At 58.6% G+C, this 25366-nt stretch carries 25 protein-coding genes and 1 pseudogene; 13 read left to right on the top strand and 13 right to left on the bottom strand.

Translation table 11 applies throughout. The features are described 5' to 3' along the window. The first annotated feature begins 68 nt into the window (after positions 1–68). The 3 genes from N8E89_RS03185 to N8E89_RS03195 all read left to right on the top strand — a co-directional run bounded on the left by N8E89_RS03185 (position 69) and on the right by N8E89_RS03195 (position 2384). Entirely contained in the window at positions 69–224 is a 156-nt protein-coding gene (locus N8E89_RS03185) for a hypothetical protein (RefSeq protein WP_262261107.1), read from the top strand. Positions 225–228: 4 nt separating this feature from the next. After that, the gene (locus N8E89_RS03190; protein WP_262261108.1) at positions 229–555 is read left to right on the top strand and encodes a tetratricopeptide repeat protein; all 327 of its coding nucleotides are present in this window, start codon (positions 229–231) and stop codon (positions 553–555) included. Between the two features lie 74 nt (positions 556–629). Beyond that, entirely contained in the window at positions 630–2384 is a 1755-nt protein-coding gene (locus N8E89_RS03195; protein WP_245448736.1) for an adenylate/guanylate cyclase domain-containing protein, read from the top strand. A 34-nt stretch (positions 2385–2418) separates the two neighbouring features. Here the strand turns inward: N8E89_RS03195 and N8E89_RS03200 are convergent. The 3 genes and pseudogenes from N8E89_RS03200 to N8E89_RS03210 form a co-directional block, all read right to left on the bottom strand. Next, positions 2419–3193: pseudogene (locus N8E89_RS03200) on the bottom strand (molybdopterin-binding protein). Further along, a complete protein-coding gene (locus N8E89_RS03205) occupies positions 3190–4068 on the bottom strand; it encodes a cytochrome b/b6 domain-containing protein (RefSeq protein ID WP_262261109.1) in 879 nt (292 codons plus the stop codon). The pseudogene N8E89_RS03200 and the gene N8E89_RS03205 overlap by 4 nt, the downstream one beginning before the upstream one ends. A 168-nt stretch (positions 4069–4236) precedes the next feature. Continuing rightward, positions 4237–4506 (bottom strand): pentapeptide MXKDX repeat protein, encoded by a 270-nt coding sequence (locus N8E89_RS03210; RefSeq protein ID WP_113174271.1) that lies wholly within the window; start codon positions 4504–4506, stop codon positions 4237–4239. Positions 4507–4765: 259 nt separating this feature from the next. On the opposite strand from N8E89_RS03210, the gene N8E89_RS03215 reads away from it, so the two are divergent. Both N8E89_RS03215 and N8E89_RS03220 read left to right on the top strand, forming a co-directional pair. After that, complete coding sequence (locus N8E89_RS03215; protein WP_410010354.1) at positions 4766–5290, top strand: sigma-70 family RNA polymerase sigma factor; 525 nt, start codon at positions 4766–4768, stop codon at positions 5288–5290. After that, positions 5277–5918, top strand: a complete 642-nt coding sequence (locus tag N8E89_RS03220; protein ID WP_162739884.1) for an NrsF family protein — start codon at positions 5277–5279, stop codon at positions 5916–5918. The genes N8E89_RS03215 and N8E89_RS03220 overlap by 14 nt, the downstream gene beginning before the upstream one ends. A 181-nt stretch (positions 5919–6099) precedes the next feature. On the opposite strand, the gene iolB is transcribed toward N8E89_RS03220, so the two are convergent. From iolB to iolC, 5 genes are all read right to left on the bottom strand, one after another. Then, positions 6100–6897, bottom strand: a complete 798-nt coding sequence (gene iolB / locus N8E89_RS03225) for a 5-deoxy-glucuronate isomerase (protein ID WP_113174274.1) — start codon at positions 6895–6897, stop codon at positions 6100–6102. Positions 6898–6901: 4 nt separating this feature from the next. Then, on the bottom strand, positions 6902–7123 hold the full coding sequence (locus N8E89_RS03230; RefSeq protein ID WP_106664105.1) for a hypothetical protein: 222 nt from the start codon (positions 7121–7123) through the stop codon (positions 6902–6904). A gap of 13 nt (positions 7124–7136) precedes the next feature. Next, on the bottom strand, positions 7137–8054 hold the full coding sequence (gene iolE, locus N8E89_RS03235; protein ID WP_262261111.1) for a myo-inosose-2 dehydratase: 918 nt from the start codon (positions 8052–8054) through the stop codon (positions 7137–7139). Between the two features lie 53 nt (positions 8055–8107). Beyond that, positions 8108–9958, bottom strand: coding sequence for a 3D-(3,5/4)-trihydroxycyclohexane-1,2-dione acylhydrolase (decyclizing) (iolD, locus tag N8E89_RS03240; protein WP_113174277.1), 1851 nt, complete (start codon positions 9956–9958; stop codon positions 8108–8110). Positions 9959–10035: 77 nt separating this feature from the next. Beyond that, on the bottom strand, positions 10036–11976 hold the full coding sequence (gene iolC / locus N8E89_RS03245; protein WP_262261112.1) for a bifunctional 5-dehydro-2-deoxygluconokinase/5-dehydro-2-deoxyphosphogluconate aldolase: 1941 nt from the start codon (positions 11974–11976) through the stop codon (positions 10036–10038). A gap of 506 nt (positions 11977–12482) precedes the next feature. On the opposite strand from iolC, the gene N8E89_RS03250 reads away from it, so the two are divergent. Next, a complete protein-coding gene (locus N8E89_RS03250) occupies positions 12483–12908 on the top strand; it encodes a type II toxin-antitoxin system HicB family antitoxin (RefSeq protein ID WP_262261113.1) in 426 nt (141 codons plus the stop codon). Here N8E89_RS03250 and N8E89_RS03255 read toward each other — a convergent pair. After that, positions 12905–13738: a MurR/RpiR family transcriptional regulator gene (locus N8E89_RS03255; RefSeq protein WP_262261114.1), complete on the bottom strand. Its 834-nt coding sequence runs from the start codon at positions 13736–13738 to the stop codon at positions 12905–12907. The genes N8E89_RS03250 and N8E89_RS03255 overlap by 4 nt on opposite strands. A gap of 236 nt (positions 13739–13974) precedes the next feature. Between N8E89_RS03255 and N8E89_RS03260 the strand changes: the two genes are divergently transcribed. Then, a complete protein-coding gene (locus N8E89_RS03260) occupies positions 13975–15084 on the top strand; it encodes a Gfo/Idh/MocA family protein (RefSeq protein ID WP_262261115.1) in 1110 nt (369 codons plus the stop codon). 230 nt (positions 15085–15314) lie between these two features. Here the strand turns inward: N8E89_RS03260 and iolG are convergent, their stop codons facing one another. The 4 genes from iolG to N8E89_RS03280 form a co-directional block, all read right to left on the bottom strand. Further along, positions 15315–16304 carry an inositol 2-dehydrogenase gene (iolG, locus tag N8E89_RS03265; RefSeq protein ID WP_262261116.1) on the bottom strand — a complete coding sequence of 330 codons (990 nt, stop codon included), beginning with the start codon at positions 16302–16304 and terminating at the stop codon, positions 15315–15317. Positions 16305–16564: 260 nt separating this feature from the next. After that, positions 16565–17593 (bottom strand): ABC transporter permease, encoded by a 1029-nt coding sequence (locus N8E89_RS03270; protein ID WP_113174284.1) that lies wholly within the window; start codon positions 17591–17593, stop codon positions 16565–16567. 22 nt (positions 17594–17615) lie between these two features. Further along, on the bottom strand, positions 17616–19157 hold the full coding sequence (locus N8E89_RS03275; protein ID WP_262261117.1) for a sugar ABC transporter ATP-binding protein: 1542 nt from the start codon (positions 19155–19157) through the stop codon (positions 17616–17618). A gap of 217 nt (positions 19158–19374) precedes the next feature. After that, the gene (locus tag N8E89_RS03280; protein ID WP_106664114.1) at positions 19375–20304 is read right to left on the bottom strand and encodes a sugar ABC transporter substrate-binding protein; all 930 of its coding nucleotides are present in this window, start codon (positions 20302–20304) and stop codon (positions 19375–19377) included. Positions 20305–20848: 544 nt separating this feature from the next. Between N8E89_RS03280 and N8E89_RS03285 the strand changes: the two genes are divergently transcribed. The 6 genes from N8E89_RS03285 (at position 20849) to N8E89_RS03310 (ending at position 25365) form a co-directional block, all read left to right on the top strand. After that, on the top strand, positions 20849–20977 hold the full coding sequence (locus N8E89_RS03285) for a hypothetical protein (RefSeq protein ID WP_262261118.1): 129 nt from the start codon (positions 20849–20851) through the stop codon (positions 20975–20977). A 472-nt stretch (positions 20978–21449) separates the two neighbouring features. Then, positions 21450–22106: a phytochelatin synthase family protein gene (locus N8E89_RS03290; RefSeq protein WP_262261119.1), complete on the top strand. Its 657-nt coding sequence runs from the start codon at positions 21450–21452 to the stop codon at positions 22104–22106. A gap of 71 nt (positions 22107–22177) precedes the next feature. Beyond that, positions 22178–22309: a hypothetical protein gene (locus N8E89_RS03295; RefSeq protein WP_262261120.1), complete on the top strand. Its 132-nt coding sequence runs from the start codon at positions 22178–22180 to the stop codon at positions 22307–22309. 86 nt (positions 22310–22395) lie between these two features. Beyond that, the gene (locus tag N8E89_RS03300; protein ID WP_170117028.1) at positions 22396–22542 is read left to right on the top strand and encodes a hypothetical protein; all 147 of its coding nucleotides are present in this window, start codon (positions 22396–22398) and stop codon (positions 22540–22542) included. Between the two features lie 28 nt (positions 22543–22570). Continuing rightward, positions 22571–22981: a GFA family protein gene (locus tag N8E89_RS03305; RefSeq protein WP_262261121.1), complete on the top strand. Its 411-nt coding sequence runs from the start codon at positions 22571–22573 to the stop codon at positions 22979–22981. Positions 22982–23217: 236 nt separating this feature from the next. Next, entirely contained in the window at positions 23218–25365 is a 2148-nt protein-coding gene (locus N8E89_RS03310) for a glycoside hydrolase domain-containing protein (protein WP_262261122.1), read from the top strand. Position 25366: the final 1 nt, after the last annotated feature.

Genomic DNA, 25366 nt, shown 5'->3' on the forward strand with positions numbered 1-25366 from the left:
CCGGCAAATATTGACAAAGTTTCACCGGCGCGGTCACCCTGCGGCCTTCGTTGGAAGGATATGCGTCGATGACGGATAAGGATTGGCAGCAGCGTCTGGACGCTCTGTGGGCTGAATTTGACCAGCACGAACCCGATGATTTTGTCGGGAAGATCGAGAGCCTTACGGCCGGGCTCCCGCCCGGCGATGCCGTCGCGCTATTCGAGCGTGCCTCGGCAAAATGACTCCGTGGGGCGCGAACAGCAAGCTGCTCCGCTTTACCGGCAGGCGCTTGCCGCCGGTCTTGCGGGTCAACTGCGGCGCCGCGCCACCATCCAGCTGGCCAGTACCCTGCGCAATCTTGGCCAGGCGGACGAAAGCATAGCGCTTCTCACCGCCGAACAGCAGGCAGGCTCCGACGAGCTTGATGATGCGGTCACGGCGTTCCTCGCCTTGTCGCTCGTCGACACCGGCAGGGAACGGGAAGCCGTTGCCCTGGCGTTAACTGCGCTTGCCCGTCACCTGCCACGGTACAACCGTTCACTGGCAGGATATGCCGGGGCCCTCATACAATAGGAGCTTTTCCGAGCGTTCCAAAGGAGGCTCGTGTATAGTATTGTCCTTGGAGCTACAGCGGAGGAAGAGGGTCCGTGGGTCAACCCCAGGTAGAGCGCAGGCTGGCGGCTATTCTGGCTGCCGACGTCGTGGGCTATAGCCGGCTGATGGCAGCCGATGAAGCCGGAACGGCGCGCGCCCTGAGGGGCCACCGCGAGGCCATTTCGCCGATCATTACGAAACAGGGCGGGCGGATCGTAAAGACAATCGGCGATGGCGTATTGCTGGAGTTTCCGTCCGTCGTTGCTGCCGTTGCGTGTGGCGCAGCCATCCAGAGGCTGATGTCAGAGCGAAATGCGGCGGCACCCGCCGACCAGCGGATGCTGTTCCGGATCGGTATCAATCTCGGAGACGTCCTGATCGAAGGCGATGACATCCTGGGTGACGGTGTCAACGTCGCAGCCCGGCTTGAGGAGATTTCCGAGGCCGGTGGAATCTGCATCTCCGAAGACGTGTACCGGCAGATCGACGGCAAGGTCGATGTCAATTTTGCCGATATGGGGATGCACCACCTCAAGAATATCGCGCGCCCCCTTCGGACTTACCGGGCGCACCTTGAGCAGATCATGCCTTTGCGGGCGCCCAGACCCGCACTTCCGGACCGGCCGTCGATCGCCGTACTGCCATTTGGAAACATGAGCGATGCGGCAGAGGATTATTTCGGCGACGGCATCGTGGAAGAGATAACCATCGGGCTGTCGCGCATTCGCTGGTTGTTTGTCATCGCGCGCAATTCGAGCTTTACCTACAAGGGGCGCCCCGTCGACGTGAAGCAAGTCGGGCGCGAATTGGGCGTGCGCTACGTGCTGGAAGGCAGCGTGCGCAGGGCGGCGAACCGGGTGCGCATTTCGGCCGAACTCGTTGAAGCGGCCACGGGCATACATATTTGGGCGGATCGCTTCGAGGGAGGGCTGGAAGACATTTTCGAGCTTCAGGACCAGATAACCGCGAATGTGGTCGGCGCCATCGGATCGAAGCTCGAACAGGCCGAGATCGAGCGGGCCAAGCGCAAGCCTACCGAGAACCTCGATGCCTACGATTATTTCCTGCGCGGTTCGGCGGCGTTGCATCGCTGGAACCGGGAAGCGAACAACGAGGCTCTCCGGCTATTTTACCGCGCGATCGAACTCGATCCTGAATATGCTGCCGCTTACGGCATGGCGGCACGCTGTTATTCCCAGCGGAAGGCAAGCGGCTGGATGGTCGATCGCGTGGAGGAGACCGCCGAAACCGAGCGACTCGCCCGGCACGCCGCAGCCTTGGGCAAGGATGATGCGGTGGCGCTCTGCACGGCCGGAATCGCCTTCACATATGTTCTGGGCGCACATGACTACGGTGTTGACTTGTTGGAGCGCGCTCTTGTGCTCAATCCCAATTGGGCCTCGGCTTGGCTGTTCAGCGGTTGGGCCAGGATTTGGCTTGGCGAACCGGAGGTGGCGATGGATCATCTCGCGCGGGCCATGCGCCTGAACCCACAGGACCCCCAGATGTCCAATGCACATGCGGCAATGGCCGCGGCATACTTCTTTGCTGGCCGATACGAGGATGCATCCTCATGGGCTCATGCGGCCATTCGCGAACAGCCGGTCCACTTCATCGCAACCTGTGTCGCTGCGGCAAGCCACGCGCTAGCCGGACAAGCTCCTGAGGCTGCGGAGGCCATGGCGCGTTTGCGCCAGCTTTACCCCGACCTCCGCCTGTCGGGTCTCAACGATTGCTTCCCGATCCGGCGGCCGGAAGATGCCGCGCGATGGGCCAGTGGTCTGGAAAAAGCGGGGCTGCCACAGTGATGGTACATTTCGGTATGCCGCAGGGATTTTCGCGTTATATCCCCGCATACCATTCATAGCCGCGGTCTTCCCAGAAGCCGCCCTTGCCGCCAGCAAGGTTCTTGAAGCTGTCCACCAGTTCGATGCGCATGACATATTTGGCATGCTTGTAGCCGAGCTGGCGTTCGACCCGCAGGCGCAGCGGCGCCCCATGGGTAACTTCGAGATCCTTACCGTTCATGTTGTAGGAAAGGATCGTTTGCGGATGCCATGCATCGACAAGATCGATGCTCTCATAATAACGGCCGCTGCCGTCGAGCGACGGCTCATAATCGTCGGCGCAATGGAAAACCGCATACCGGGCGCCGGGCGCGATGCCGGCTTTCTGCAGCACGAGACCGAGAGGCACACCTTTCCACTTGCCGATGGCGCTCCAGCCTTCGACGCAATCATGCCGGGTGATCTGGGTGCGTGACGGCATGGCCTTCAGATCGGCCAGCGACAGCTCCAGCGGCGTTTGCACCATGCCATTCACCACCAGCTTCCAATCAGCAAAATTGCTCTCCATCAGCCGTGCATAGTCTTCGCTATCCGGCTGCGTCGTGCCATTTGCCTTGAAAACCGGCGACAGATCCGCCTCGGTATATTCGCGTGCCAGCGGCTGGTTGCGACATGAGCAGGCGCTGAGCACCCATGCTCAGGGATTCCGCTTTCTGCAGGACATCGTTGACGCTGGCATTTTCCACCAGGGCATCGCAGCCGGTCAGCAGCCCGGTCGCCGCGACGCCGGAGCCGATCAGAAATCGGCGGCGTGTGAGATCGAATTTCATTTCGGCATCTCCTTTTCCTGTCCGATCTTCAGCACGTAATAGCCGGTGATCATCGAGCGCAGATTGTTCCAGACGCCGGAAACCAGCACCATCGCGATGTGGACGATGACAAAGGCGACGAGCAGCGACGCAGCGATAAAGTGGATCGTGCGTGCCGATTGCCGCCCGCCGAAGACATCCAGCAGCCACGGAAATATTGAATTGAAGCCGGGCGACATGGTGAGCCCGGTCAGCACCATCAACGGCAGGAGGATGAAAATGACGCCCACATAGGCAAGCTTTTGCAAGGAATTGTAGTGCCTTGCCTCTTCGCCCTTGGGAAAGCGCAGCCGCGCATGTTCGGAAATCTCATGCGCCAGATGCGTGGGCGTCAACTGGTCTCTGGTCGGAACGAGATCGCGGCGGAAATGGCCGGCGATCGACCCGTAGAGCAGATAGACCAGTCCATTGATGACAAAGAACCAGGCAAAGAAGAAGTGCCAGCGGCGGCCCGTGGCAAGATCTTGGTAGCTTGGGATGGTGATCCAGGAAGGAAAGGCGCGCGGGCTGAGTTCCCCGTCTTCTTTCGATGCGCCGAGGACGCCGGTGGTATTTATCGCCAGGGCGCCAATCCGCGTCACGCCCTTGATGGTATCGCCATCCCTGAACGCGCCGATGGATATGAAGGAGGGATCAGGAAGAGCATCGGCCCCATACTGTCCCCAGTAGAGGTGGGGATGCGCATTGAAGATTTGCAGGCCGCTCATCAGGAGGAAGCTCAGGCACAGAACGTTCAGCCAATGGGTGATGCGCACCGCGACGGAATGGCGGTAAAACAGCACCTTTTTGGGTTTCGACATTTCCGTATCGCTTGTGCCGGTCGTGACACTTGTCATTTTGAGCCTCCATGGGCCGCGGGTTGTGCGTGGTTCGACAAGCTCACCATGAGGGAAGCTGATTCGCTCCACACCAGACTGCAACGTCCGCAGCTTGGCAATCTCGACAAGAACCCGGTATCCTCATGGTGAGCTTGTCGAACCACGCACAACCACTCTTTCAGTTTTTTACTTCTTCTTGGGAGCCATCGCGTCAGGCGCCATGGCGTCCTTCTTCATTGGCTGCATTGTATCCTTTTTCATCGCCATCGTGTCGCATTCCTTCATCATGGAATCCTTCTTCACGGCGTCCTTTTCCATTTCGGCCTTCTTCACGCAGTCGGCCTGCTTCATTGGATCGGCCTTCATGGCATCTTCCGCAAAGGCCAAGCCGGCACCGGCAAGACCGGTAGCGAGAACGAAGGCCGGCAGGGCGATACCGCGTGCAAAAATGTTCATGGGTTGTCTCCTTGGTTGAACAAGACACGATGAAACGTGCCCACAAGTTTCAGATGCGTCTGATCAGCTCACATGAGGCAATTCGCGAAGCCCCGCGATCCGGTTACAGCCATCACGCATTGGTGATCATTCTTTAGTGGATTCCTGCTTGAAGCATTGACCTGCCACTGACTTCCATCTCATCTGTAACCTTTCGCCGCTCCGCACGAATAAGGAATGAATCGGCGTGCATTCGATCGAAACGCGATTGAAGGAACTGATGCTCGCAAGCCTGGCGGGTGATGCGCGGAGCTATGGCGTCCTCTTGAGCGATGTTGCCAAACACTTGCGCTTCTATTTCCTGCGCCGGCTGGCCGATGCGCACAAGGGCGACGCCGACGACCTCGTGCAGGAGACGCTGATGGCATTGCACACCAGACGCGCAACCTATGAGGTCGACAGGCCTTTCACCGCCTGGCTGCATGCGATTGCGCGCTACAAGCTGATCGACCATTTCAGGCGCAACCGCATCCGGGCGACGGTTCCGCTCGACGATGTGGAAGACCTGTTCGCGCAGGACCAGTCCGATGCGGCGGCGGATCGCATGGATGTGCAGCGGCTCCTGCAATCGGCGCCGGCAAAAAGCCGCGATCTGATCTATCGCACCAGGATCGAAGGCCAGTCCATCGCCGAGGTCGCGCAAAGTACGGGCCTTTCGGAGACGTCCGTAAAGGTCAGCATACACAGGGGAATAAGGGCAATAACCGCAAGGTTAAAGGGACATGCAGCCAATGATGACAAATGACCTGATTACGCGTCTGACTGGCGAATTGAAGCCCGTGCCGAGAACTGCTGTCATCATGCGGGTCGCGACAGGGCTCGGCATCAGCCTCGCCGCATCCGCGATCCTGATGTTGCTGTGGCTCGGAATGCGGCCAGACCTGGCTGAAGCCAGCACGACGATGATGTTCTGGACCAAGTTTGGCTATACGCTGATCCTCGCCGTCGCCGGTGCCTGGGCGGTCAAGCGCATCGCGCATCCGCTCGGTTCGATCCGCGTCAATCTCGGCCTGATGGCCGGCGCAATCGTGGTGATGATCATCCTTGCCTTTGCCCAGCTGGCGATGACACCGCCCGACGAATATATGGCCATGCTCAAAGGCCGGACGATTGCCGTCTGCACCTTCAACATCGTCATATTGTCATTGCCGCTGCTGATCGGCGCCTTCTGGGTGCTGCGCGGTCTGGCGCCGACGCGCCTGACCGTCGCGGGCGCGGCGGCGGGCCTTGCCGCCGGTGCAATCGCCGCGCTTGTCTATTCGTTCCACTGCTTTGAAAGCGCCATGCCGTTCATCGCGGTGTGGTACACGCTCGGCGTGCTCGTTGCCGGCCTCATCGGCGCAATCACCGGGCGGTTTATCCTGCGGTGGTAGTGCTTGCTCTTAAACAAGCAACCGAGGCTACAGTTCACGTCTCATCGTAAAGCACCCCTTCTCCGTCATCCTCGGGTCAAACCCGAGGATGACGGAAGGGGAAGTGCTCGACGATGATGACAAGCCCCATGCGCTTGCGAACATCGAACCACGCACGCCTACTCCGCAGCCGCAGTTTCACTCATCGACCCATCAGCCACTCATGCTCCACTGCGTTGTGGAATTTCCAAGTGCGCTTCGGCCCGGCCATGACATTCAGATAGTAGAGATCGTAGCCGTGGCAGGCAGCGCAGGGGTGGTAGCCCTTGGGCACCATGACCACGTCGCCATCCTCGATCGCCATGGCTTCGTCCAGCGTCCGGTCATCCGTATAGACGCGCTGGAAGCCAAAGCCCTGCGGCGGGTTGAAACGGTGATAGTAGGTTTCTTCGAGGTAGGATTCCGCCGGCAGGTTGTCCTGGTCGTGCTTGTGTGGCGGATAGCTCGATGTATGACCGCCCGGCGTGATGACCTCAACGACTAGCAGCGAATCCGCTGGCTCGTTCTCAGGAAGGATATTGGTGACGTAGCGGGTGTTGGTGCCCTTGCCGCGCGTCTCCTGGCCGAGATCGTCGGGCGAAATCACGCGCACCGGCAGGCCGCCGCCAAGGCCCGGTGCCGAGCACACGGCAAGCTCCAGCGGCGTATCCGCCGTCACCGACCAGTCACAGCCTTCGGGCACATAGACCGACCAGGGCTTGCCCTCGAACGGCGACATGCGTTCGCCGAGCAGCCCGAGATCGCGGCCATTGACCGTTGCAACGCCCTTGCCTGTGACAAAAACCAGGCAGACTTCCTTGTTTTCGCTTCGGCCCGAGACCGTCTGTCCCGCCACCGCACGATGCAGGTCGAAACCGACATAGGTCCATCCGGCGCTTTCCGGAGTGACATGCGCCACATGCCCGGGCCCCCGCTTGGCTTTCAGCAACAGTTTCGACATGGTTTCACTCCTTTTCGATTTCCGTTTCCGCCGGTTGGGCAGGCTCCGAAGCGTCATAGGCAATGAAGAATTGCCAGATGCCATATCCGGCAAAGCCGAGAGCGATCACGCCCCAGAAAGGCGTCCCGGTTGCAAACTCGACGATGGCCCATGCAAAACACACGGCCACCACCGCAACGCGCCGCCAGAGCGGCCGAAACCAGGGGTGATTGCTGTCTTTGTTCATGTCGGACCCACTTTCAAACCTTGGGGAAACCCTGGGTCTCGACCGCATAGCCGGCGGCAGTCATGACCCGTATAAGTTCCTTATATCCGACTTGCGCCATCTTGAGCGGCGGATTTTTCTTCGGATCCTGCTCGGCCTCGACAACGAACCAGCCTTCGTAACCGTAATCGGCAAACTTTTGGACGATCGCACCGAAATCCAGCGAGCCGTCACCCGGCACGGTGAAGGCGCCGAGGGCAACGGCGTCAAGGAAAGACTGCTTCGAGCGGTCCAAACCGTGGATCACGGGCAAGCGGACGTCCTTGACATGGACATGGTTGATCCGCCGGTGATGATTGTCGATTGCACGCAGTACGTCGCCGCCGGCGAAGGCCAGATGGCCGGCATCCAGCAGGAGCGGAATACCCTCGCCGGAATATTTCATGAAGGCGTCGAGCTCCGGTTCGGTTTCGACGACCGCTGCCATGTGATGGTGGTAGGAGAGCGGCATGCCCTGCTGTGCGCACCATTCACCGAACTCCGTTACCTTGCGGGCATAGGCCCTCATCTCCTCGTCCGTAAGCTTCGGCTTGGTCATGAGGGGTTTGGACCGATCGCCCTGGATAGAGCGGCCGACCTCGCCGTAGACGATGCAGGGCGCATTCACGGCCTTGAAAAGGTCGATCATCGGCTGGATGCGGTCCTTGTTCTTCGCCAGATCCTCTTCAACCAGCGTACCGGAGAACCAGCCGCCGCACAGCGTAACGTCCGCCGCTCGAAGGATCGGCAGCATCACGTCCGGATCATTGGGAAATCGCCGGCCCATTTCCATCCCGGTGAAGCCCGCGGAACGCGACTGGCGCAGGCACTCCTCCAGCGAGACGTCGTCGCTGAGCTCAGCGAGATCATCGTTCCACCATGCGATCGGGGACATACCCAATTTTGCCTTCACGTCATTCTCCAGTCTATGTGATACTCGTATGTTTTCGGATGGGCGCGCAGCACCTAGTTCCTGGCCGACCTCAGCTTGAGCGCTTCGTCATAGGCCTTGCGCGCTTCATTGACCTGCGGCCGCTGGCTCACCTCCGGCACGGCGACATCCCACCAGAATCCACCCTCTTCGGTGGAGATCAGGGGGTCGGTATCGATGACGATCACCGTCGTGCGGTCATTCCGCTTGGCACGCTCCAGGGCGTTTTCAATTTCGGCGATCGATGCCACTTTTTCGGCAATTGCCCCCAGGCTCCTTGCATGTGCGGCAAAATCGATATCCGGTAGAACTTCGTGTTTCGAGTCCTTCAGGAGGTTGTTGAAGTTCGCGCCGCCGGTGCCCATCTGCAGCCGGTTGATACAGCCATAACCGCGATTGTCGAGCAGCACGATATTGATCTTGTGCCCGAGCATTACCGACGTGGCGATTTCCGAATTCAGCATCAGATAGGAGCCATCGCCGATCATGACGACAACTTCCGTCTCGGGCTTTGCCATCTTCGCCCCGAGCCCGCCAGCGATCTCATAGCCCATGCAGGAGAACCCATATTCGGCATGATAGGAGCCGGGCGCGCCCGCCTGCCAGAGCTTGTGCATTTCGCCCGGCAGACCACCAGCCGCATGCAGCACGGTCGCTTCACTGCCCATCGCCCGCTGCACGGCGCCGATGACTTGGGCATCGGAAGGCAGTGCCACATTCGTGGGCCCGGTAACCTTGGCGGCAGCACGCTGCCATTCCGCCTTGCCACTCCCGGCTTTCTCGGTCCAGCCTTTCGGGGCGCGATAGTCCTTGAGCCCGGCGGCAAGTTCGACCAAGCCCTCCCGCGCGTCAGCGACCAGCGGCAACGCGCGATGCTTGGCTGCATCGAACGGCTGGATGTTAAGGCCGATGAAGGTCTTCTCGGTATTCTGGAACAATGCCCAGGAGCCGGTGGTGAAGTCCTGGAGCCGTGTTCCGACCGCGAGTATGACATCGGCCTCCTGCGCCAGCCGGTTGGCCGCGGAGGTGCCGGTCACGCCGACGGCCGCCATGTTGAGCGGGTGCCTGTCGGGCAGCGACGATTTTCCACCCTGGGTCTCGCAGACCGGAATGCCCGTCGCCTCGACGAAATCGGCGAGTTCCCGGGAGGCTTCGGAATAGATGACACCGCCACCGGCGATCACCAGCGGCTTTTCGGCCGAACGCAGCGCCCCGATTGCCGCAGCAAGCTCGCCGATATCCGGCCGGGGGCGCCTCGGCGCCCAAAGCCGTTCCTCGAAAAAGCTTTCCGGGTAGTCATAGGCCTCGGCCTGCACATCCTGGCACAACGCCAGCGTCACCGGCCCGCATTCGGCAGGATCGGTCAGCACCGTCATCGTCCGCGTCAGCGCCGGGATAATCTGTTCCGGCCGGGTGATGCGGTCAAAATAGCGGGACACCGGGCGGAAACAGTCATTGGCGGAAACGGTGCCATCACCGAACGATTCCACCTGCTGCAGGACCGGATCCGGCAGGCGGTTCGCAAAGACGTCGCCGGGCAAAAGCAGCAGCGGCAGCCGGTTGACATGCGCCAGTGCAGCGGCGGTCACCATATTGGTCGCGCCCGGACCGACGGAGCTCGTTACCGCCATCATGCGGCGGCGGAAGCTTGCCTTGGCAAAAGCGATGGCAGCATGGGCCATGGCCTGCTCATTATGGGCACGGTAGGTCGGCAGTTCTTCGCGGACCTGATAAAGCGCCTCACCGATGCCGGCAACGTTGCCATGGCCGAAAATGGCCCAGACACCGGCGAAGACCGGCATCTTCTTGCCGTCGATCACCGTCATCTGGTTGGCTAGGAAGCGCGTCAGTGCCTGCGCCATGGTCAGGCGTATCGTCTTGGTCATGTCAGTCTCCTCCCGGTCTCATCCTTCCGCATTTGCCGACGGAACACCGGTTTCCACGTTTCCTGGAATTGCTCTTTCTATGCCGCTTGTTTGTTGCGGCTGGCAAGCCAGGCCTTGGTCAATTTTTCGAAACGATCTGCCATGTCATCAATCGCCGCCTCATCCGAGATGCGGCCCGACAGCCAGTTTTCCGCCGCATCCATGAACAGGGTCCGGCCGACAGCGAAGCCTTTGACCACCGGCGCATTCGCGGTCGCGGCGAATGCGGCCTCCAGCTCGTCCTGCGGTGCTTCCAGTCCGAGCAGCACGACACCGCGGCACCAGGGATCGTTCTTCTCGATCACCGCCTCGATCTGTTTCCAGGCGGCAGCCGAAGCCTGCGGCTCCAGTTTCCACCAATCCGGCTTGATGCCAAGCGCGTAGAGCTCTTCGAGCGCCGTGGGAATCGTGTTGTCGTCGAGCTTGCCATGCTTGCCTGCAATGATCTCGATAAGCAATTCGCGCCCGACCTTGCGCGCCGCCTCGAACAGCATGCGCAGTTTCGCCTGCTGCTCTTTCTTCAGCTCCGCAGGATCGTCCGGATGATAGAAGCACAGGCACTTGATGCAATGGTCTACCGGCCACTCCGCCAGTTGCGAGCCGATATCCTGTGAAAACTCGAAGCGCAACGGACGCGATCCCGGCAATTCCACCGGCCGGCCCAGCCAATCGAAATTATGCCGGGCGAATTCGAACATCGCCTCGCGGCCGAACTTTTCATCCAGCAGCATGCCATACCCGCCGCGGCCATCCGCAACCTTTGCCGCTGCCTTCACCGCCAGTTCCTTGAAGGCGTGGACCTTGCCGGCATCGGCACCAAGCTTGGCGGCAAGATCTTCCAGCTGGACGCGATGGTCGATGGCAAAGGCCATCATCGAGGGGATTTCGTGCCGGCGCGTCGTTGCCCAGTGCACGTGATTGATCGCCTCATCCTTGCGCAAGGCGTGATACGGGCTGCCATGCTTGAGGAAATATTGCAGCTCCTCAAACGTCGGGATTTCCGGCGCGCACAGCAGGCGCGATACGGCAAAGGCGCCGCAGGCATTGGCCCAAGTCGCGGCGGTCGCCAGCGACTCCCCGCCGAGCCAACCGCGCAGCAGCCCCGACATGAAGGCATCCCCCGCGCCGAGAACATTGAACACCTCGATCGGGAAACCCTTGCCGACAATTCCATCTTCGAGATTGTCCGAAATCGCCCCTTCATAGACGATGCAGCCCATCGGACCGCGCTTGAGCACAATCGTGCCGCTCGACAAGGCGCGGATGGTCTTCAAGGCGCTCAAGAGGTCGGCTTCGCCGGAGGCAATCAGCACTTCCTCTTCCGTGCCGACGATCAGGTCGCAATCGGCAAGCACCGTCTTCAAATGGTTCGACACAGCATCGGAGGCGATGTAGCGGCTGTCGCCGGCTGCGTGTCCGGCAAGGCCCCAGAGATTGGGCCGGTAATCGATGTCGAACACCACCTTGCCGCCCGCCTCTTTCATCAGGCGGATCGCCTTGCGCTGCGCCGCATCGGTGTTCGGCTTGGAAAAATGCGTCCCGGTTACCACCACTGCGCGCGCCGACTGGATGAAAGCCGGGTCGATATCGCCTTCGTCGAGCGCCATATCGGCACAATTTTCGCGATAGAAGATCAGCGGAAAGCTCTTGTCGTTCTCGACCGACAGGATGACCAGCGCCGAAAGCCGTTGCGGATCGGTGATCACACCATCCGTGGCCACGCCTTCGCGCACCATCTGCTCGCGGATGAACCGGCCCATCTGCTCGTCGCCGACACGCGACAAAAGTGCAGACCGCAGTCCGAGCCGCGCGGTACCGACGGCGATATTGGCCGGACACCCGCCGACCGACTTGGCAAACGAGGTGATATCCTCCAGCCGGGAGCCGATCTGCTGGCCATAAAGATCCACGGACGAACGGCCAATGGTAATGACATCAAGCGGCATGCCAAGGGGCGTGCTTGCATCAGCTCTGTCCATGATAGTCCTCCCGATAGGCTGATAAGCCCGGCGTCAAACGGCCGGGGAATTTTCCTATATGAAATAATAATTCTACCAAATCGTCAATATGGAATGTCTGTTCTTTTTATATTTCTATGCTTCACCGCACCTTCTATCTGTTTGATGCCTCTTAGCTCAAAGTTGAATTGCGCCGGGTGGGAATGTGACTAAACTCTTCATTCGTACATATTTGTACGAATTCTGTTGCGGTTCGTACACGCCTGTGTGAATGTATTTGTGCGTAAAGGCTTGTGAATGAAACGCGACCAGTTCCTTCGAGAGCTTCGGAGAATTGCCAAAGAACAAGGCAAGACGTTCGAAATTTTCACGGATAAGGGCAAGGGCTCTCACATGCGGATAAAGCTGGGTGACAACAAAACCACCATCAAGGATGGCGAAATGAACCCCGGCTATGTGAGGTTGATTCGAAAGCAATTGGGGATCGAGTGATATTGTCGCGCATCTCACGCATTGGGAGCACTTGCATGGACTATGTTTACAAAGCAAAGCTCGAACCTGATCCGGACGATGGCTTTCTAGTAACATTTCCGGATGTGCCCGAAGCCATCACGCATGGCAAGGATCGCAAAGAGGCACTTGCCAGCGCCGCCGAAGCCCTTGGCCTCGCCCTGCGCGGCTATCTTGCTGATGGGCTTCCTCTTCCTGTTGCAAAAGCAGAGGGACTCGACGACGTTGCCGTTCATGCCGACGATGCAATGAAACTAGCGCTGATCGAGGCCTTCAATGTGTCGGGCTTGTCAAAGTCAGAGTTGGCGCGCCGGCTCGGCAAAAATGAAACCGAGGCAAGACGGCTGCTCGATCCTGATCATCCCAGCAAATTTGCCATTATGCAGGCTGCCCTGGCCGAACTTGGAAAGACGATCGTCGTATCCGTTCGTGACGCGGCTTAGTGGCTCCGCCGCTTCTCCGCCACGCTGACCGTCAGCGCCATGGCAAGCGCCATCGTCCCGGACAGGGAGCGGAACCCGGAAAAGTCGCCCTCCGCCGCCTCGAACCACACCTTGGCCGACTGAGCCAGCGGCGAGAAGGCACTGTCGGTGATTGCAACGACCGGCACGTTGCGCGCCGCGAGTGCCGCCGCATGCTCGATCGTCGCGGAAGCGTAGGGTGAGAAGCTGATGGCGATCGCGGCATCGCTCGGCTGCGCAAAAGACAGGATTTCCGGATCGATCCCTGCGGTCGATTCGATCAGCTGGTTGCGGATTTTCAGCTTGCCGAAGGCATAGGCCATATAGGCGGTGATCGGATAGGAGCGGCGGCGCGCCAGCAGGTAGATCGTCTCGGCCCCCGCCAGGATATCAACCGCGCGCTCAAGCACATCCTCTTCGACATTGTGTGAGATCGTCTCGATGGAATGGCTGGCTGCGGTCAGGAAGCCGTTGAGGATGACGCGATTCTTGGAGAGCCCGTGCGTGTCGCCGCGCAATGCCGACAGTCGCTCCTCATAGGAGATCTGCCGCTCCCGCAGCCGCTCGCGGAAGACCGACTGCAGGCTGGTAAACCCGTCGAAACCGAGATGCTGGGCAAAACGGATCAGCGTGGAAGGTTGTACCCCTGCCGTCTGGGCAATGCTGGCCGCCGTACCGAACGCTATCTCGTCGGGATTGCTCAAAGCATAGGCGGCGATCTGCGCCAGGCGCTTCGGCAATACCTCGCGGCGATCGAGAATAAGGGTGCGAAGGGCCTCAAAGTCCCGCGGTAACGACGCTCCATCATCCATGCTTGCCACCCGAATCGTTCCCTGTTGATCTTCCGATGATACTGCTGCGCCGTGCGTCCGCCAGGACGCGAAAAGAACGCAGCGGCACGTTTAAATGGCCTATGATCCTTTCCGAAATTCGAAGAAAAATCCTGGGGCCATACGCCGCAAAATAATTATATCAAAGCGGATCAGTTATTCCATTTTGCCTTGTTATAGATTATTTCAATCGGCAACTGCAAGCGATGGAGAGAACAATGCTGAACGTTGGACTGATCGGAACGGGCTTCATGGGCAAATGCCACGCGCTGGCATGGAATTCGGTTCGGGCGGTCTTTGGCGATGTACCACCTGTGCGGCTTGTTCATCTTGGCGAAGCCAATGCCGAACTTGCCGTGCGCCGCGCCAATGAGTTCGGCTTTCAGAAAGGGTCCGGCGACTGGCGGGCTGTGATCGACGACCCCGAGGTCAACGTCATCTCGGTGACGACGCCAAACCAGTTTCATCCCGAAATGGCGATTGCGGCATTGAAGGCCGGCAAGCATGTCTGGTGCGAGAAGCCAATGGCGCCCGCCTTCAACGATGCGCAAGCCATGCTCGCCGCGGCAAGACAGTCCGGCAAGGTCGCGGCTCTTGGCTACAACTATATCCAGGGCCCTGCCATCCGCCACATCCGCAAGCTCCTCGCCGAGAGGATCATCGGCGAGGTCAATCATCTGCGCATCGAGATGGATGAGGACTTCATGGCCGATCCCGACGCGCTGTTCTACTGGAAACACGAAGCGGCATCCGGCTATGGCGCCCTCGACGATTTCGCCGTCCATCCGCTCTCGCTGCTATTCACGCTTTTCGGCCGCGTTTCCCGCGTCATGTGCGACATGTCGAAACCCTACCCTGCCCGCAAGACGCACGATGGCAGCGATCGCCCGGTCGAAACCTATGACAGCGCCGGCGTCCTCATGCATATGGAAAACGGCGTCGCGGGAACGCTGCAGGTCAACCGTTCCGCTTGGGGCCGCAAGGGCCGTATCGCGCTGCAGATCTTCGGCTCCAAGGGGTCGATCCTGTTCGATCAGGAGCGCGCCAACGAGTTTCAGCTCTATGTCACAGCCGACCGCCCTGCCGAACAGGGCTACCGCACGATCCTGACCGCGCCGCAGCATGAGCCCTATGGTCAGTTTATCCCGGCGCCCGGCCATGGCCTCGGCTTCAACGATCTGAAGATCATCGAATGCCATGAGCTGATCAAACGCATCAACGGCCAGCCCGCCCACCTGATCGAATTCGCCGACGGTCTCGAGATCGAGCGCACCGTGCACGCGATGGCACGCTCGTTCAACGAACAACGCTGGGTTGATGTGCGGTGATGGTATCCCGAACAGCCGATGCCGATTATCTCCCCCTTTGTGGGGGAGAAAGGATTTTCTTGGATTTAGCCTCTTCGCTAAATCCTTAGAAAATCCAAGAGAGGGGGTAGTTCAATAGAGCAAATCCCCTCTCTGGCGATTTCTAGCGCTTAGCAAGAGCTAAGATGCTGAAATCGCTACCAGGGCGAGCCACGGGTCTCGTCCGCCTTCGGGGAGCTATAACGGACAACTCAAACCGTGATCGTCTTGCCTTCATTGACCGACCTTAGCGCCGCATCGGCAAGCGCCAGTGCGATCAGCCCATCCTTGCCGCTCGGTGCTGCCTTCGTGCCCGTCGCGATTGCATTGATGAATGCGGCGATCTCGTTGGCATAGGCTTCCGTATAGCGGGTCATGAAAAAGTCGTGCAGCGGCGGGCGGGTATAGCCCCTGCCATTGGCGATCTCGATCGACACCGGCCGCTGGTTCTCCGCGGCCGCCATGCCCTTCGAGCCGTGCACTTCGATACGCTGGTCATAACCATAGGTCGCACGCCGTGAGTTTGAGATCACGCACTGCTTGCCCGACGCGGTCGAGAGAATGACGCTGACGCTGTCATAGTCGCCCAGTTCGCCGATCTTCTTGTCCACCAGCACCGAGGCATGGGCGGTCACCGCAACGGGTTCCTCTCCGAGCAGAAAACGGGCCATATCGAAATCATGGATTGTCATGTCGCGGAAGATACCGCCCGAACGGCTGATATATTCGGCCGGCGGTGCGCCCGGATCGCGCGAAGTGATCGTAACCATCTCTACATCGCCTATGGCGCCGTCGTCGATCGCTTTGCGCACGGCGGCGAAATGCGGATCGAAGCGGCGATTGAAGCCGACCATCAGCGTGGCGCCGGTTTCCTTGACCACCGCGAGGCACTGCCTCACGCGCGCCACGTCGAGATCGATCGGCTTCTCGCAGAAGATCGCCTTTCCGGCCCGGGAAAAGCGCTCGATCAGATCCGCATGCGTATCGGTCGGCGTGCAGATGATGACGGCATCGATGTCCGAAGCCTTCTCGATTTCGTCGATGGTGCGGATTTCGCAGCCATGCGCGGCGGAAAGATCCTTGGCGGCCTGTTCGAAAGCATCGGCGACAGCGACCAGTTTCGCTTGGCGGTTGGACGTCACCGCCTTCGCGTGGACCTTGCCGATACGGCCTGCACCGAGCAGACCAAAACGTACAGTCATTTCATACCCTCTTAAAAGAAGCCCGGAAGGATCCCGGGCGTTGCAGATTGATTCCTTGCCGTCAGTGCCGCGTTTATCTCCCCCTTGAGGGGGAGAAAGGATTTTCTTGGATTTAGTCTCTTTGCTAAATCCTTAGAAAATCCAAGAGAGGGGGTATTTGACCCAGCAAATCCCCTCACTTGCGATTTCTAGCGCTTAGCAAGAGCTAAGATGCTGAAATCGCTTTCTCTCCCACAAGGGGAGAGATAGCCGGCGTCTCACTAGACCTTGCGCTTCTTCTGGCGATATACGTCCACGATCACGGCCGCAACGATGATCACGCCCTTGATGATCTCCTGGTAATAGGCGTCCACCCGCAGGAAGGTGAAGCCGGAGATCATGACACCGAGAATGATGGCGCCGATGACGGTGCCGGTGATGCGGCCGATACCGCCCGTCAGCGACGTTCCGCCAATGACGGCAGCGGCAATGGCGTCAAGTTCGTAGGTGACGCCCATGCCCGCCTGTGCCGTTTGCGCACGGGCGGCACTGACGATACCCGCAAGACCCGCCAGCAAACCGGCAATGGCATAAACCTTGATCAGGTGCCGCTCGATATTGATACCGGAAACGCGTGCCGCCTGGAGATTGGCGCCAATGGCGTAGGTGAACTTGCCGTAGCGTGTGTAGCGCAGGGCAATATGGAAGATCAGCGCCACCACCAGGAAAACGACCACCGGCCATATACTGGTGCCGATGAAATTGAATTGGTCGGTAAGGCCGGAAACCGGCGAGCCCTTGGTGTACCATTTCGCCACGCCGCGGGCAGAGACCATCATGCCGAGCGTAGCGATGAACGGCGGTATCTTGGTGAACGCGATGAGCCAGCCATTGACGATGCCGGCAAGTAGCCCGATGCCGAGACCAATGCCGATGGGGATGAAAAACGGCAGGTCCGTCAAAGCTGGATAGACCGGCCGGGCCCAAGTGGAGGACTGGGCGAAACTTGCGGCGATCATCGCCGTCATGCCGACGACGGAGCCGGAGGAAAGATCGATGCCGCCGGTAATGATGACCTGCGTCACGCCGACGGCGATGATGCCTATGACGGAGACCTGCAGGATGATGATCCGCAGGCGCTGCACATTCATCAGGAAACTTTGACCGGCAAAAATCCAGCCGAGAAGCTCGAAAATCAGCGCGATGCCAATCAGCACCAGAAGGATATTGACCTCCGGCGGCAGCCGGCGGCGGCTCCTGCGCGCGAGTGCTGGTGTTGTCGCCTTGGCGGTTACTTGTTCGCTAGTCATTGTTGTTTCCTCCCCGGGGCGCTCATTTTGAGGCGAGCTCCATAACTTTTACCTGGGTTGCTTCCGCACGATCGAGAAAACCGGTCACCCGGCCCTCGTGCATCACCATGATCCGGTCGCTCATCCCGAGCACTTCCGGCATTTCCGACGAGATCATGATTACCGCCACGCCCTGGCCTGCGAGCTGGGACACGAGGCGATGGATCTCCGCCTTGGCGCCGACATCGATGCCGCGGGTCGGCTCGTCGAGAATGAGGATTTTCGGATTGGTCAAAAGCCAGCGGCCGATCAGCACCTTTTGCTGATTGCCGCCGGAAAGGTTTTCGACTCTCTCCTCCATGTTCGGCGTCTTGACCCGCAGCGTATCGCTCATGGTCTTGCACGCCTTGGTAATTTCCTTCTCGGCGACAAAACCGTACTTCACGAAGCGATCCTGCAGCACGGCGATCTGCATGTTCTCGAGCACGTCGAGGATGAGCAGACAACCGGTCTCCTTGCGGTCTTCCGTGATAAAAGCCATGCCATGGCTGATCGCCTGGTTTGGCGAATTCATCTTGATCGGCTTGCCATTGATTTCGATGGTCCCCTCCGTTGCCGGCGTCACACCAAAAATCGTCTCGGCCACATTCGACCGTCCGGAACCGACCAGGCCGGCAACACCGAGAATCTCTCCTGCCCGGACTTCGAACGAAACGTTGTGGAACACGTTCTTCAGCGAAAGGTCCTTAACCGAAAGCACCACGCCGCCAATCGGCACGGTTTCTTTCGGGAACATCTGGGTGATCTCGCGCCCGACCATCATCTTGATGATGTCGTCGCGTGTTACTTCGGTCGAAAGATGCGTGCCGATGTAGCGGCCGTCGCGGAATACCGAAAACTCGTCGGCAATCTCGAACAGCTCGCTCATCTTGTGGGTAATGTAGACGATGCCGATGCCTTGTGCGCGCAAGTCGCGGATAATCGCGAACAGATGCTCCACTTCGCGCTCGGTCAGGGCCGAAGTCGGCTCATCCATGATCAGCACATCGGATTCGTAGGAAACCGCCTTGGCAATCTCTACCATCTGCCGGTTGGCAACACTGAGGTCCCGAACCTGGCTTTCCGGGTCGAGCGTGATGTTCAGCCGCTGGAAAAGCTCGGCCGTCATGTCATACATCTTGCCGTGGTCGACGAAGCCGAATCTGTTCTTCGGCTCGCGGCGTATCCAGATATTTTCCGCCACCGTCATGAACGGCATCAGGTTCAGCTCCTGATGGATCATGGCGATGCCATTCTCCAGAGCATCCAGGGGTGATTTGAGGCGGATCGGCAGGCCCTTGAGATAAACCTCACCCTGATCTGGAATATATATTCCAGCGAGAATCTTCATCAGTGTGGATTTACCGGCACCGTTCTCGCCCATCAGCGCATGCACCGTGCCGCGCTTCAGCCGGAACTGCACATTGTCCAGCGCCAGCACGCCGGGGAATTCCTTGCGGATGTTCTCAACGTTCAGAAGATATTCCGCCTGCGGTACGGCGCCACTCGCGCGCACCGCGGCCATGGTCGAGGGACTGACTGACATGATCATCTCCTCCCAGAGAGGCTTTATTATATACCGGAACGCACCCGATTGATGCGTCCCGGATTACCGGCGGGGGAGACCGTTTGAGAATTCAGCCTGACGAGGCAGGTGGTGCGCTTTTCGAGAACCGGCGCGCAGTGGACTTTTTCGGTCCATGAGCACCGGAAGCGCAGAAAATCGCATCAGATGCCCGTCAGGGTGGATTGGCAAAGGTCTCTTAATTCGACTTCTGGTACTTCGACAGGTTCTCCGGGGTCACCAGTTCGAAAGGCACATAGACCTTGGTCTCGACCTTCTCGCCCTTGGCAAGCTTCAGCGCCGCGTCAACGGCACCCTGGCCCTGGCCGGCGGCGTTCTGGAACACCGTCACGTCGAGGTCGCCGGCAGCCATGGCGGCAAGCGCGTCCTGCGTGGCATCGACACCGCCGATAACGACCGTGTCCATCGCGCGTCCGGCAGCCTTGAGCGCCTGGATCGCGCCAATGGCCATTTCGTCATTGTTGGAGACGACCGCATCGAATTTGAGACCGGCGGAGAGCCAGTTCGTCATCAGGTCCGCGCCCTGCGTACGGGACCAGTTGGCGGTCTGTTCTTCAACGATCTTGAGACCTTTGCACTCATCGGTCGCGATCACGTCGTGAATGTCCTTGGTGCGCTGACGCGCTGCCTGATTGGACAATTCGCCCATCATGACAACGATATCGCCCTTGCCCTTGAGCAGGCGGCAGACTTCCTTGGTCTCGAGCGTTCCGGATTCGACTTCGTTCGAAGCCACGAAGGCCTGCTTCTCGGGAAGTTCATTGACGTTCACCGGCTCGCGGTTGACGTAAACCAGTGGAATGCCTGCCTCGGCGGCGATCTTCGACATGGCAGCGGTAGCGTCCGTATCGACCGGGTTGACGATGATGGCGTCGACCTTGGATGCAATGAAGTTCTGGATCTGGCTCTGCTGCTTGGCAACGTCATTCTGCGCGTCTTCAACCTGCAGCGTCACGCCATCCAGCGTCTTGGCATAATCCTGCATGCCATTGCGCAGAACCGTCAGGAAGTTGTCGTCGAACAGAGCCATCGACACGCCAATATTGGCGGCAGACGCCGACCCCATCATCAAGGCTGAAACAGCCACGCCCAACAAAAGCTTTTTCATTTCTTCTCCTCCACAAATGGTGCCCGATTGCACCGTTATTGGCACACCGGTTTAATCCGGAAGCTCCTCATGCCGTCCCAATGCGCGGCCAACCTACCCTTGGCTTGCGAAAGATCTGGCATGGAGAGTGCGCGAAGTTTCGCGCAAACTTGATTCTGAGCTCAATTACGGAACATACAGACCGTCACACTCAGTTTCTGAAATATTTATTCCATTTTCTGTTCGCAGCGTCAAGCCGGATTCAGCCGTCCAATTCAATAAATGGACATCAAATCTTTGCACGGCTGTGCAATTTTGCATCGGCGGCGATCTATTCTAAATTAAGGGATGGGTAACCATTGGCGCCTATGCCGGGATGATACGAACGGAGGAGCCCATGATCCACCAATGCGTTGTGATTGCCGTATTTTTGATCCTGTTCGCCTTGCTCGGGGCACTGGCATTGTTCTCTAAAGACGATCCTTTGCCCAACAGGACACCCCCCTCGGCAGTCGAAGCGCCCTCGTCCGCGTCTTGAACGGCAATCGACCCGCAGGGGCACGCAATGACCAAGGCCGCCGCAAGGACCACGTTGCAATTGGGTTACGGGATGGCCTCGTCGCGCCGGCTTGCCTGGAATGGCGACGTTCACGAGATCGCGCTGGTCATCGGAGGGCCAAAAAAGCAACAGTGAACGGTTTTTTTGGCGCCTCACCCGCAAGGGTGAAGAACTTTGTAAATTGCCCTCCTATTCTTCAATGACGGCAAGCGTATTTGAGCCGTGACAGAGCGGGAGTTGCGTAAGCATAAAGGGAGGACAAGATGCTATCTCTATCAATCGACAGCCTGGCTGTTTTGATGCTGCTGGCATTATCGATGTCGTTCATGTTTTCCCGGTATCCAAGCGGGATCCGGCAACCAGTGTGGGGACGGTTGGGCCAGCGCGCGCCACTACCGCAAAGAAAATAAAGTTCAGCAGATTCTGTTTATACTGAATGATACATTTTCAACGATATTGCGCGGGGACTAGGCGGAGATGCGGTGTGGGGATGCCGCATCTCCCGGCTTTTTGCAATCCCGCGCGCACGGTCCTTGAGCGCATGTTGATTTGCGGTTTTTCCGCCTGACCGATAAGATTCATACGACCGGCTGTCGAGGTTTCTGCGATGAGGCGTCGTTTTGTTTTCAGTGTGGTTGCCTGCATCGCCCTCATCAGCGGGGCAGCGTTCCTCGTTGCGGGACAGTCCGGGGTTTCGTCCGAGGCAATTCAATCCTCGGTTGTCCGCGCACCGGAACTGATCGATCGCGCATGGCATCTGCCGGTGGCCGCGAGCTTCAATTCAGAATTGACCTGGCAATCCAATGGCTCCCGCTGCGGCCCTGCAAGCCTTGCAAATGCTTTCCGCTCCATCGGTGAAGAAGAGACGACCGAAGCCGCGGTTCTCGACGGGACCGGAAAGTGCTGGACCGGCTTTTGCATCATCGGACTCACACTCGATGAACTCGCCGAAGTCGCGCAACACCATACCGGCAGGAAGGTGACTGTCGTCCGGGATCTGAACGCCGAAGAATTTCGCGAACATATGCGGCGCGCCAACGATCCAGACCGCCGTTACATCGTGAATTTCACCAGAGAAAAGGTGTTTGGCGGCGGCGGCGGCCATCATTCGCCGATCGGAGGGTATATGGAGGCCGAAGACCTGGTCTTTGTTCTCGATGTCAATGAAAACTACAGGCCCTGGCTCATCGAACGCGAACGGCTGTTCGCAGCCATGGATACGTTCGACGGAGACAAGAAGCGCGGCCTGCTGCTGATCGAATAAGCCCTGCCCCCTGGGTGTGGCGGAACCATCTTGGCCTTAACGCGGTTAACACAGCAACCGGAGGCGATCACATGCGCATGCAAACATGGATATCGACGGCTGTCATCATCATCCTTGCACTCGTGGCGTTCCTTTGGCTTTACCCGGCAAGCGATCAGACGCCCGGCCAACCTTCGCCGCATGCACTGGATCAGTCCAATTAACCGGCCACGTCGGTTAAAGGGAACCAGTTGTTTGCCGCAGCGTTATCCCTTGGTCGCAATTCTTCCGCTCATCAAAGGATTAAACATTGAACCGCAACGGTCTGTACTTAATTGTCGGTGCTCTTCTGGTCGTCGTCGTCGGCTTGGGCATCTATGTCTACCATGAAGAAACCAAGCCCGCCGGCGTCGAACTGAAGATCGGCGAGGGTGGCATCTCCATAGAAGAAAATTGATATGCTTGCTGTTTGAAGGGATGGACCCATGAAAGTTGACGGAGCGTGCCATTGCCGCCGCATAACGTTCACTTGCGATGCCGATCCGGATGAAGTGAGCATCTGCCATTGCACCGACTGCCAGATCCTGACCGGGACGGCCTTTCGCACATCGGTTCCCGTGGCGGCGGACAACTTTCATATTCTATCAGGGTCCCCAAAAACCTATATCAAGATCGCCGCAAGCGGCGCGCGCCGGGTACAGGCCTTTTGCGGTGAATGTGGTACGCCGATCTATGCAACCTCCGATAGCAACAATCCATCGGTCTACGGTGTGCGGGTCGGCACGCTCGATCAGCGTTCCCAATTGCCGCCAACCCATGCCGTCTGGCAGCGGTCGGCGCTTCCGTGGGTGCCGGCCATTGCCGGCATCACCGTCTATGACGAGGAAGACGGCTAGCCGCCCGGCCAAGGTGCGACGGTTCCCCTATCGCGCCCGATATTTCTAAGACTTATTGATAATTGACAGGGATCAGCAGGGGAAATAGTCACAATACCCTTTTTAATCGTTTTAAGCCGGCTTGGGAGGAAGCTGGTTTTGGCGGCGACCGGCCGACGGCATTACGTCGCGACGGCCTTGGCCCAGAGGCCTGATTTCAAACCAAAATCATAATCAAAAAATTCATTTGGAGGAAAATGATGAGATTCAAAAACACGCTTATTGCGGGATTGCTCGGCTGCACCATGCTGGCCGGCTGCAACGGCTCGGATGATAAAAAACCGACGACGCCTGATACAAGCCAAAGCACCTTCGACACGTTGAAGAACGAATTCGATCAGCTCAAGGCTGAAAGCGAGGCAGATCAAACACGGTTTGCGGATATGCTAAAAGCTTTGGCTGAAATACAGGAGCGGTTGACGCTTTCGGAAACGGACGTGAAGAACGACGTTGCGGAACTGCAAAGCAGAATGACGGCGGTTGAGATTGACCTTGCCGCATTGAAGGCGCTTGGTCCCCGTATCAGCACGCTTGAAAATGCACTGGAGGATACGGGTGAAAGAACGCTCTCCGTGGACGATCTCGCCAGGCTCACCACGCTGCATGGGGACTTTGCCACGCTGAAAAAGGATTATGATGCAGCGATCAAGCTGAAATTGGAAGCCGCCGACATTGCCGATCTGCTCGCCGCCGTCGAGACGTTGAAGACAGATAAAGCTGATCAGGGCACGATCGCGAAGCTTCGGGATGCAGTACAAAAACTGCAGGAAGACTTGGCGGCATCACAAAAGCTCGGCGCAACTTCGGTCAACGACTTTACCAATCGCGTAACGGCGCTCGAAGACGCCCTCTACAAGCTGCTCAATCCGCGCACCGACATGGTGCTGACCCAGTTCGTCGATTTGTTCGTCGGCACGACCGACACCACCACCGGCGGCGGGCATTCCGGCAATCTCAATCCCGGCGCGCAGACCCCCTTCGGCATGGTCAGTTTCGGCCCCGATACAATGGGCAGCGGTAGCGGTTGGGGCTATGGCTCGGGCGGCTATTATTATAAGGACAGCACGATCCAGTATTTCAGCATGACTCACCTGAACGGCCCTGGGTGCCGTGGCCAGGGTGCAGTTGCCATATTGCCGCAAGAATCGGGCAGCGCGATATCGACCGGCGGGGTTGGGTATAGCCATGCGAACGAGTCCGCGGAACCCGGCTACTACAAAGTCAAGTTCAACAACAACATCGTCAGCGAATTGACGGCGACGACAAGAACCGGCATGGCGCGCTTCACCTGGCCGGATGCAACCAAGGCATTTCTCACAATCGACGCCACCCGCAACAACTCGAACAAGTCTGGCGTTGCTTCCAGCATGGTCGATCTCACGTTCGGTGCCGATAAGCAATCCCTGTCGGGCAAGGCCATAGCCAGCCCCTTCTGCGAGGCAACCTGGAGCCAGCCTGTCTATTTTTATGCGACCTTCGACAAGAAGCTCAAAAATACCTCTCCGGTCGCAAACGCGGTAGCAACACTGCAATTCGATCTGACGGATGCTGACAAGACAGTGCAACTCAAAGTGGGTATTTCCTCGGTCAGCGCCGCTAACGCCAAGGCCAATCTGGAAGCAGAAAACCCCGGCTGGATGTTTGACGGGCCCAACGGGACCAAGACAAAGAGCAGTACAATCTGGAATCAACGTCTCAATACGATTCAGATCGATCTGGCGAAACCTGAAAATGCCAGCAAATTGACAGCGGCAGCAGCCAACTATCTGAAGCAGTTCTACTCGGCCTTTTACCGGGTCTATAGCGGACCAACTGTCTTTAGCGATGTGAATGGCGACTATCGCAGCATGAAGCAGGTCAACCTGGGTAGCGCTGCCGGATCGGTGCCACAGCGCGTCACCGAAAACGTCGCCAATTACAAATTCACGGCCGATGGCAAGGATGCGAGCTACAAGACGCACTATTCCGGCTTTTCCATGTGGGATACCTACCGGTCGGCAGCACAACTTGTAGCCTTCATCGCCCCCGATGAGGCCAGCGACATGATGCAGTCGCTCGTTGCCGATGCGCAGCAATGCGGGGCTTTCCCGCATTGGGTGGATGGCAGCGAAGACACGACGCCGATGCAAGGCGATCACGCGCCGAATGTCGTTGCCGGTTCTTATATGTTCGGAGCGAGGGGATTTGATCTCGACAATGCGCGCAAATTCATGCGGCAATCCGCCTCCAACACAAAAAGCGCATGCAATAATAAATCAAGCTCGCTCGGGCAGCTGGGAAACTACATAAAGAATGGCTATGTGAACACGGCAGATTCTGGATCGCGCGTCGTCCAACACGCTTGAA

The organism is Phyllobacterium sp. A18/5-2 (assembly GCF_025452215.1).
Taxonomy (GTDB): Bacteria; Pseudomonadota; Alphaproteobacteria; order Rhizobiales; family Rhizobiaceae; genus Phyllobacterium; species Phyllobacterium sophorae.

What these genes read in the sequence shown, in the direction of transcription:
- N8E89_RS03185 (WP_262261107.1), top strand. Translation starts at nt 69, where the DNA reads ATGACGGATAAGGATTGGCAGCAGCGTCTGGACGCTCTGTGGGCTGAA.
- N8E89_RS03205 (WP_262261109.1), bottom strand. Translation starts at nt 4,068, where the DNA reads ATGACAAGTGTCACGACCGGCACAAGCGATACGGAAATGTCGAAACCC.
- N8E89_RS03210 (WP_113174271.1), bottom strand. Translation starts at nt 4,506, where the DNA reads ATGAACATTTTTGCACGCGGTATCGCCCTGCCGGCCTTCGTTCTCGCT.
- N8E89_RS03215 (WP_410010354.1), top strand. Translation starts at nt 4,766, where the DNA reads ATGCTCGCAAGCCTGGCGGGTGATGCGCGGAGCTATGGCGTCCTCTTG.
- N8E89_RS03220 (WP_162739884.1), top strand. Translation starts at nt 5,277, where the DNA reads ATGATGACAAATGACCTGATTACGCGTCTGACTGGCGAATTGAAGCCC.
- iolB (WP_113174274.1), bottom strand. Translation starts at nt 6,897, where the DNA reads ATGTCGAAACTGTTGCTGAAAGCCAAGCGGGGGCCCGGGCATGTGGCG.
- N8E89_RS03230 (WP_106664105.1), bottom strand. Translation starts at nt 7,123, where the DNA reads ATGAACAAAGACAGCAATCACCCCTGGTTTCGGCCGCTCTGGCGGCGC.
- iolD (WP_113174277.1), bottom strand. Translation starts at nt 9,958, where the DNA reads ATGACCAAGACGATACGCCTGACCATGGCGCAGGCACTGACGCGCTTC.
- iolC (WP_262261112.1), bottom strand. Translation starts at nt 11,976, where the DNA reads ATGGACAGAGCTGATGCAAGCACGCCCCTTGGCATGCCGCTTGATGTC.
- N8E89_RS03250 (WP_262261113.1), top strand. Translation starts at nt 12,483, where the DNA reads ATGGACTATGTTTACAAAGCAAAGCTCGAACCTGATCCGGACGATGGC.
- N8E89_RS03255 (WP_262261114.1), bottom strand. Translation starts at nt 13,738, where the DNA reads ATGGATGATGGAGCGTCGTTACCGCGGGACTTTGAGGCCCTTCGCACC.
- N8E89_RS03260 (WP_262261115.1), top strand. Translation starts at nt 13,975, where the DNA reads ATGCTGAACGTTGGACTGATCGGAACGGGCTTCATGGGCAAATGCCAC.
- iolG (WP_262261116.1), bottom strand. Translation starts at nt 16,304, where the DNA reads ATGACTGTACGTTTTGGTCTGCTCGGTGCAGGCCGTATCGGCAAGGTC.
- N8E89_RS03270 (WP_113174284.1), bottom strand. Translation starts at nt 17,593, where the DNA reads ATGACTAGCGAACAAGTAACCGCCAAGGCGACAACACCAGCACTCGCG.
- N8E89_RS03275 (WP_262261117.1), bottom strand. Translation starts at nt 19,157, where the DNA reads ATGTCAGTCAGTCCCTCGACCATGGCCGCGGTGCGCGCGAGTGGCGCC.
- N8E89_RS03280 (WP_106664114.1), bottom strand. Translation starts at nt 20,304, where the DNA reads ATGAAAAAGCTTTTGTTGGGCGTGGCTGTTTCAGCCTTGATGATGGGG.
- N8E89_RS03285 (WP_262261118.1), top strand. Translation starts at nt 20,849, where the DNA reads ATGACCAAGGCCGCCGCAAGGACCACGTTGCAATTGGGTTACGGGATG.
- N8E89_RS03290 (WP_262261119.1), top strand. Translation starts at nt 21,450, where the DNA reads ATGAGGCGTCGTTTTGTTTTCAGTGTGGTTGCCTGCATCGCCCTCATC.
- N8E89_RS03295 (WP_262261120.1), top strand. Translation starts at nt 22,178, where the DNA reads ATGCGCATGCAAACATGGATATCGACGGCTGTCATCATCATCCTTGCA.
- N8E89_RS03305 (WP_262261121.1), top strand. Translation starts at nt 22,571, where the DNA reads ATGAAAGTTGACGGAGCGTGCCATTGCCGCCGCATAACGTTCACTTGC.
- N8E89_RS03310 (WP_262261122.1), top strand. Translation starts at nt 23,218, where the DNA reads ATGATGAGATTCAAAAACACGCTTATTGCGGGATTGCTCGGCTGCACC.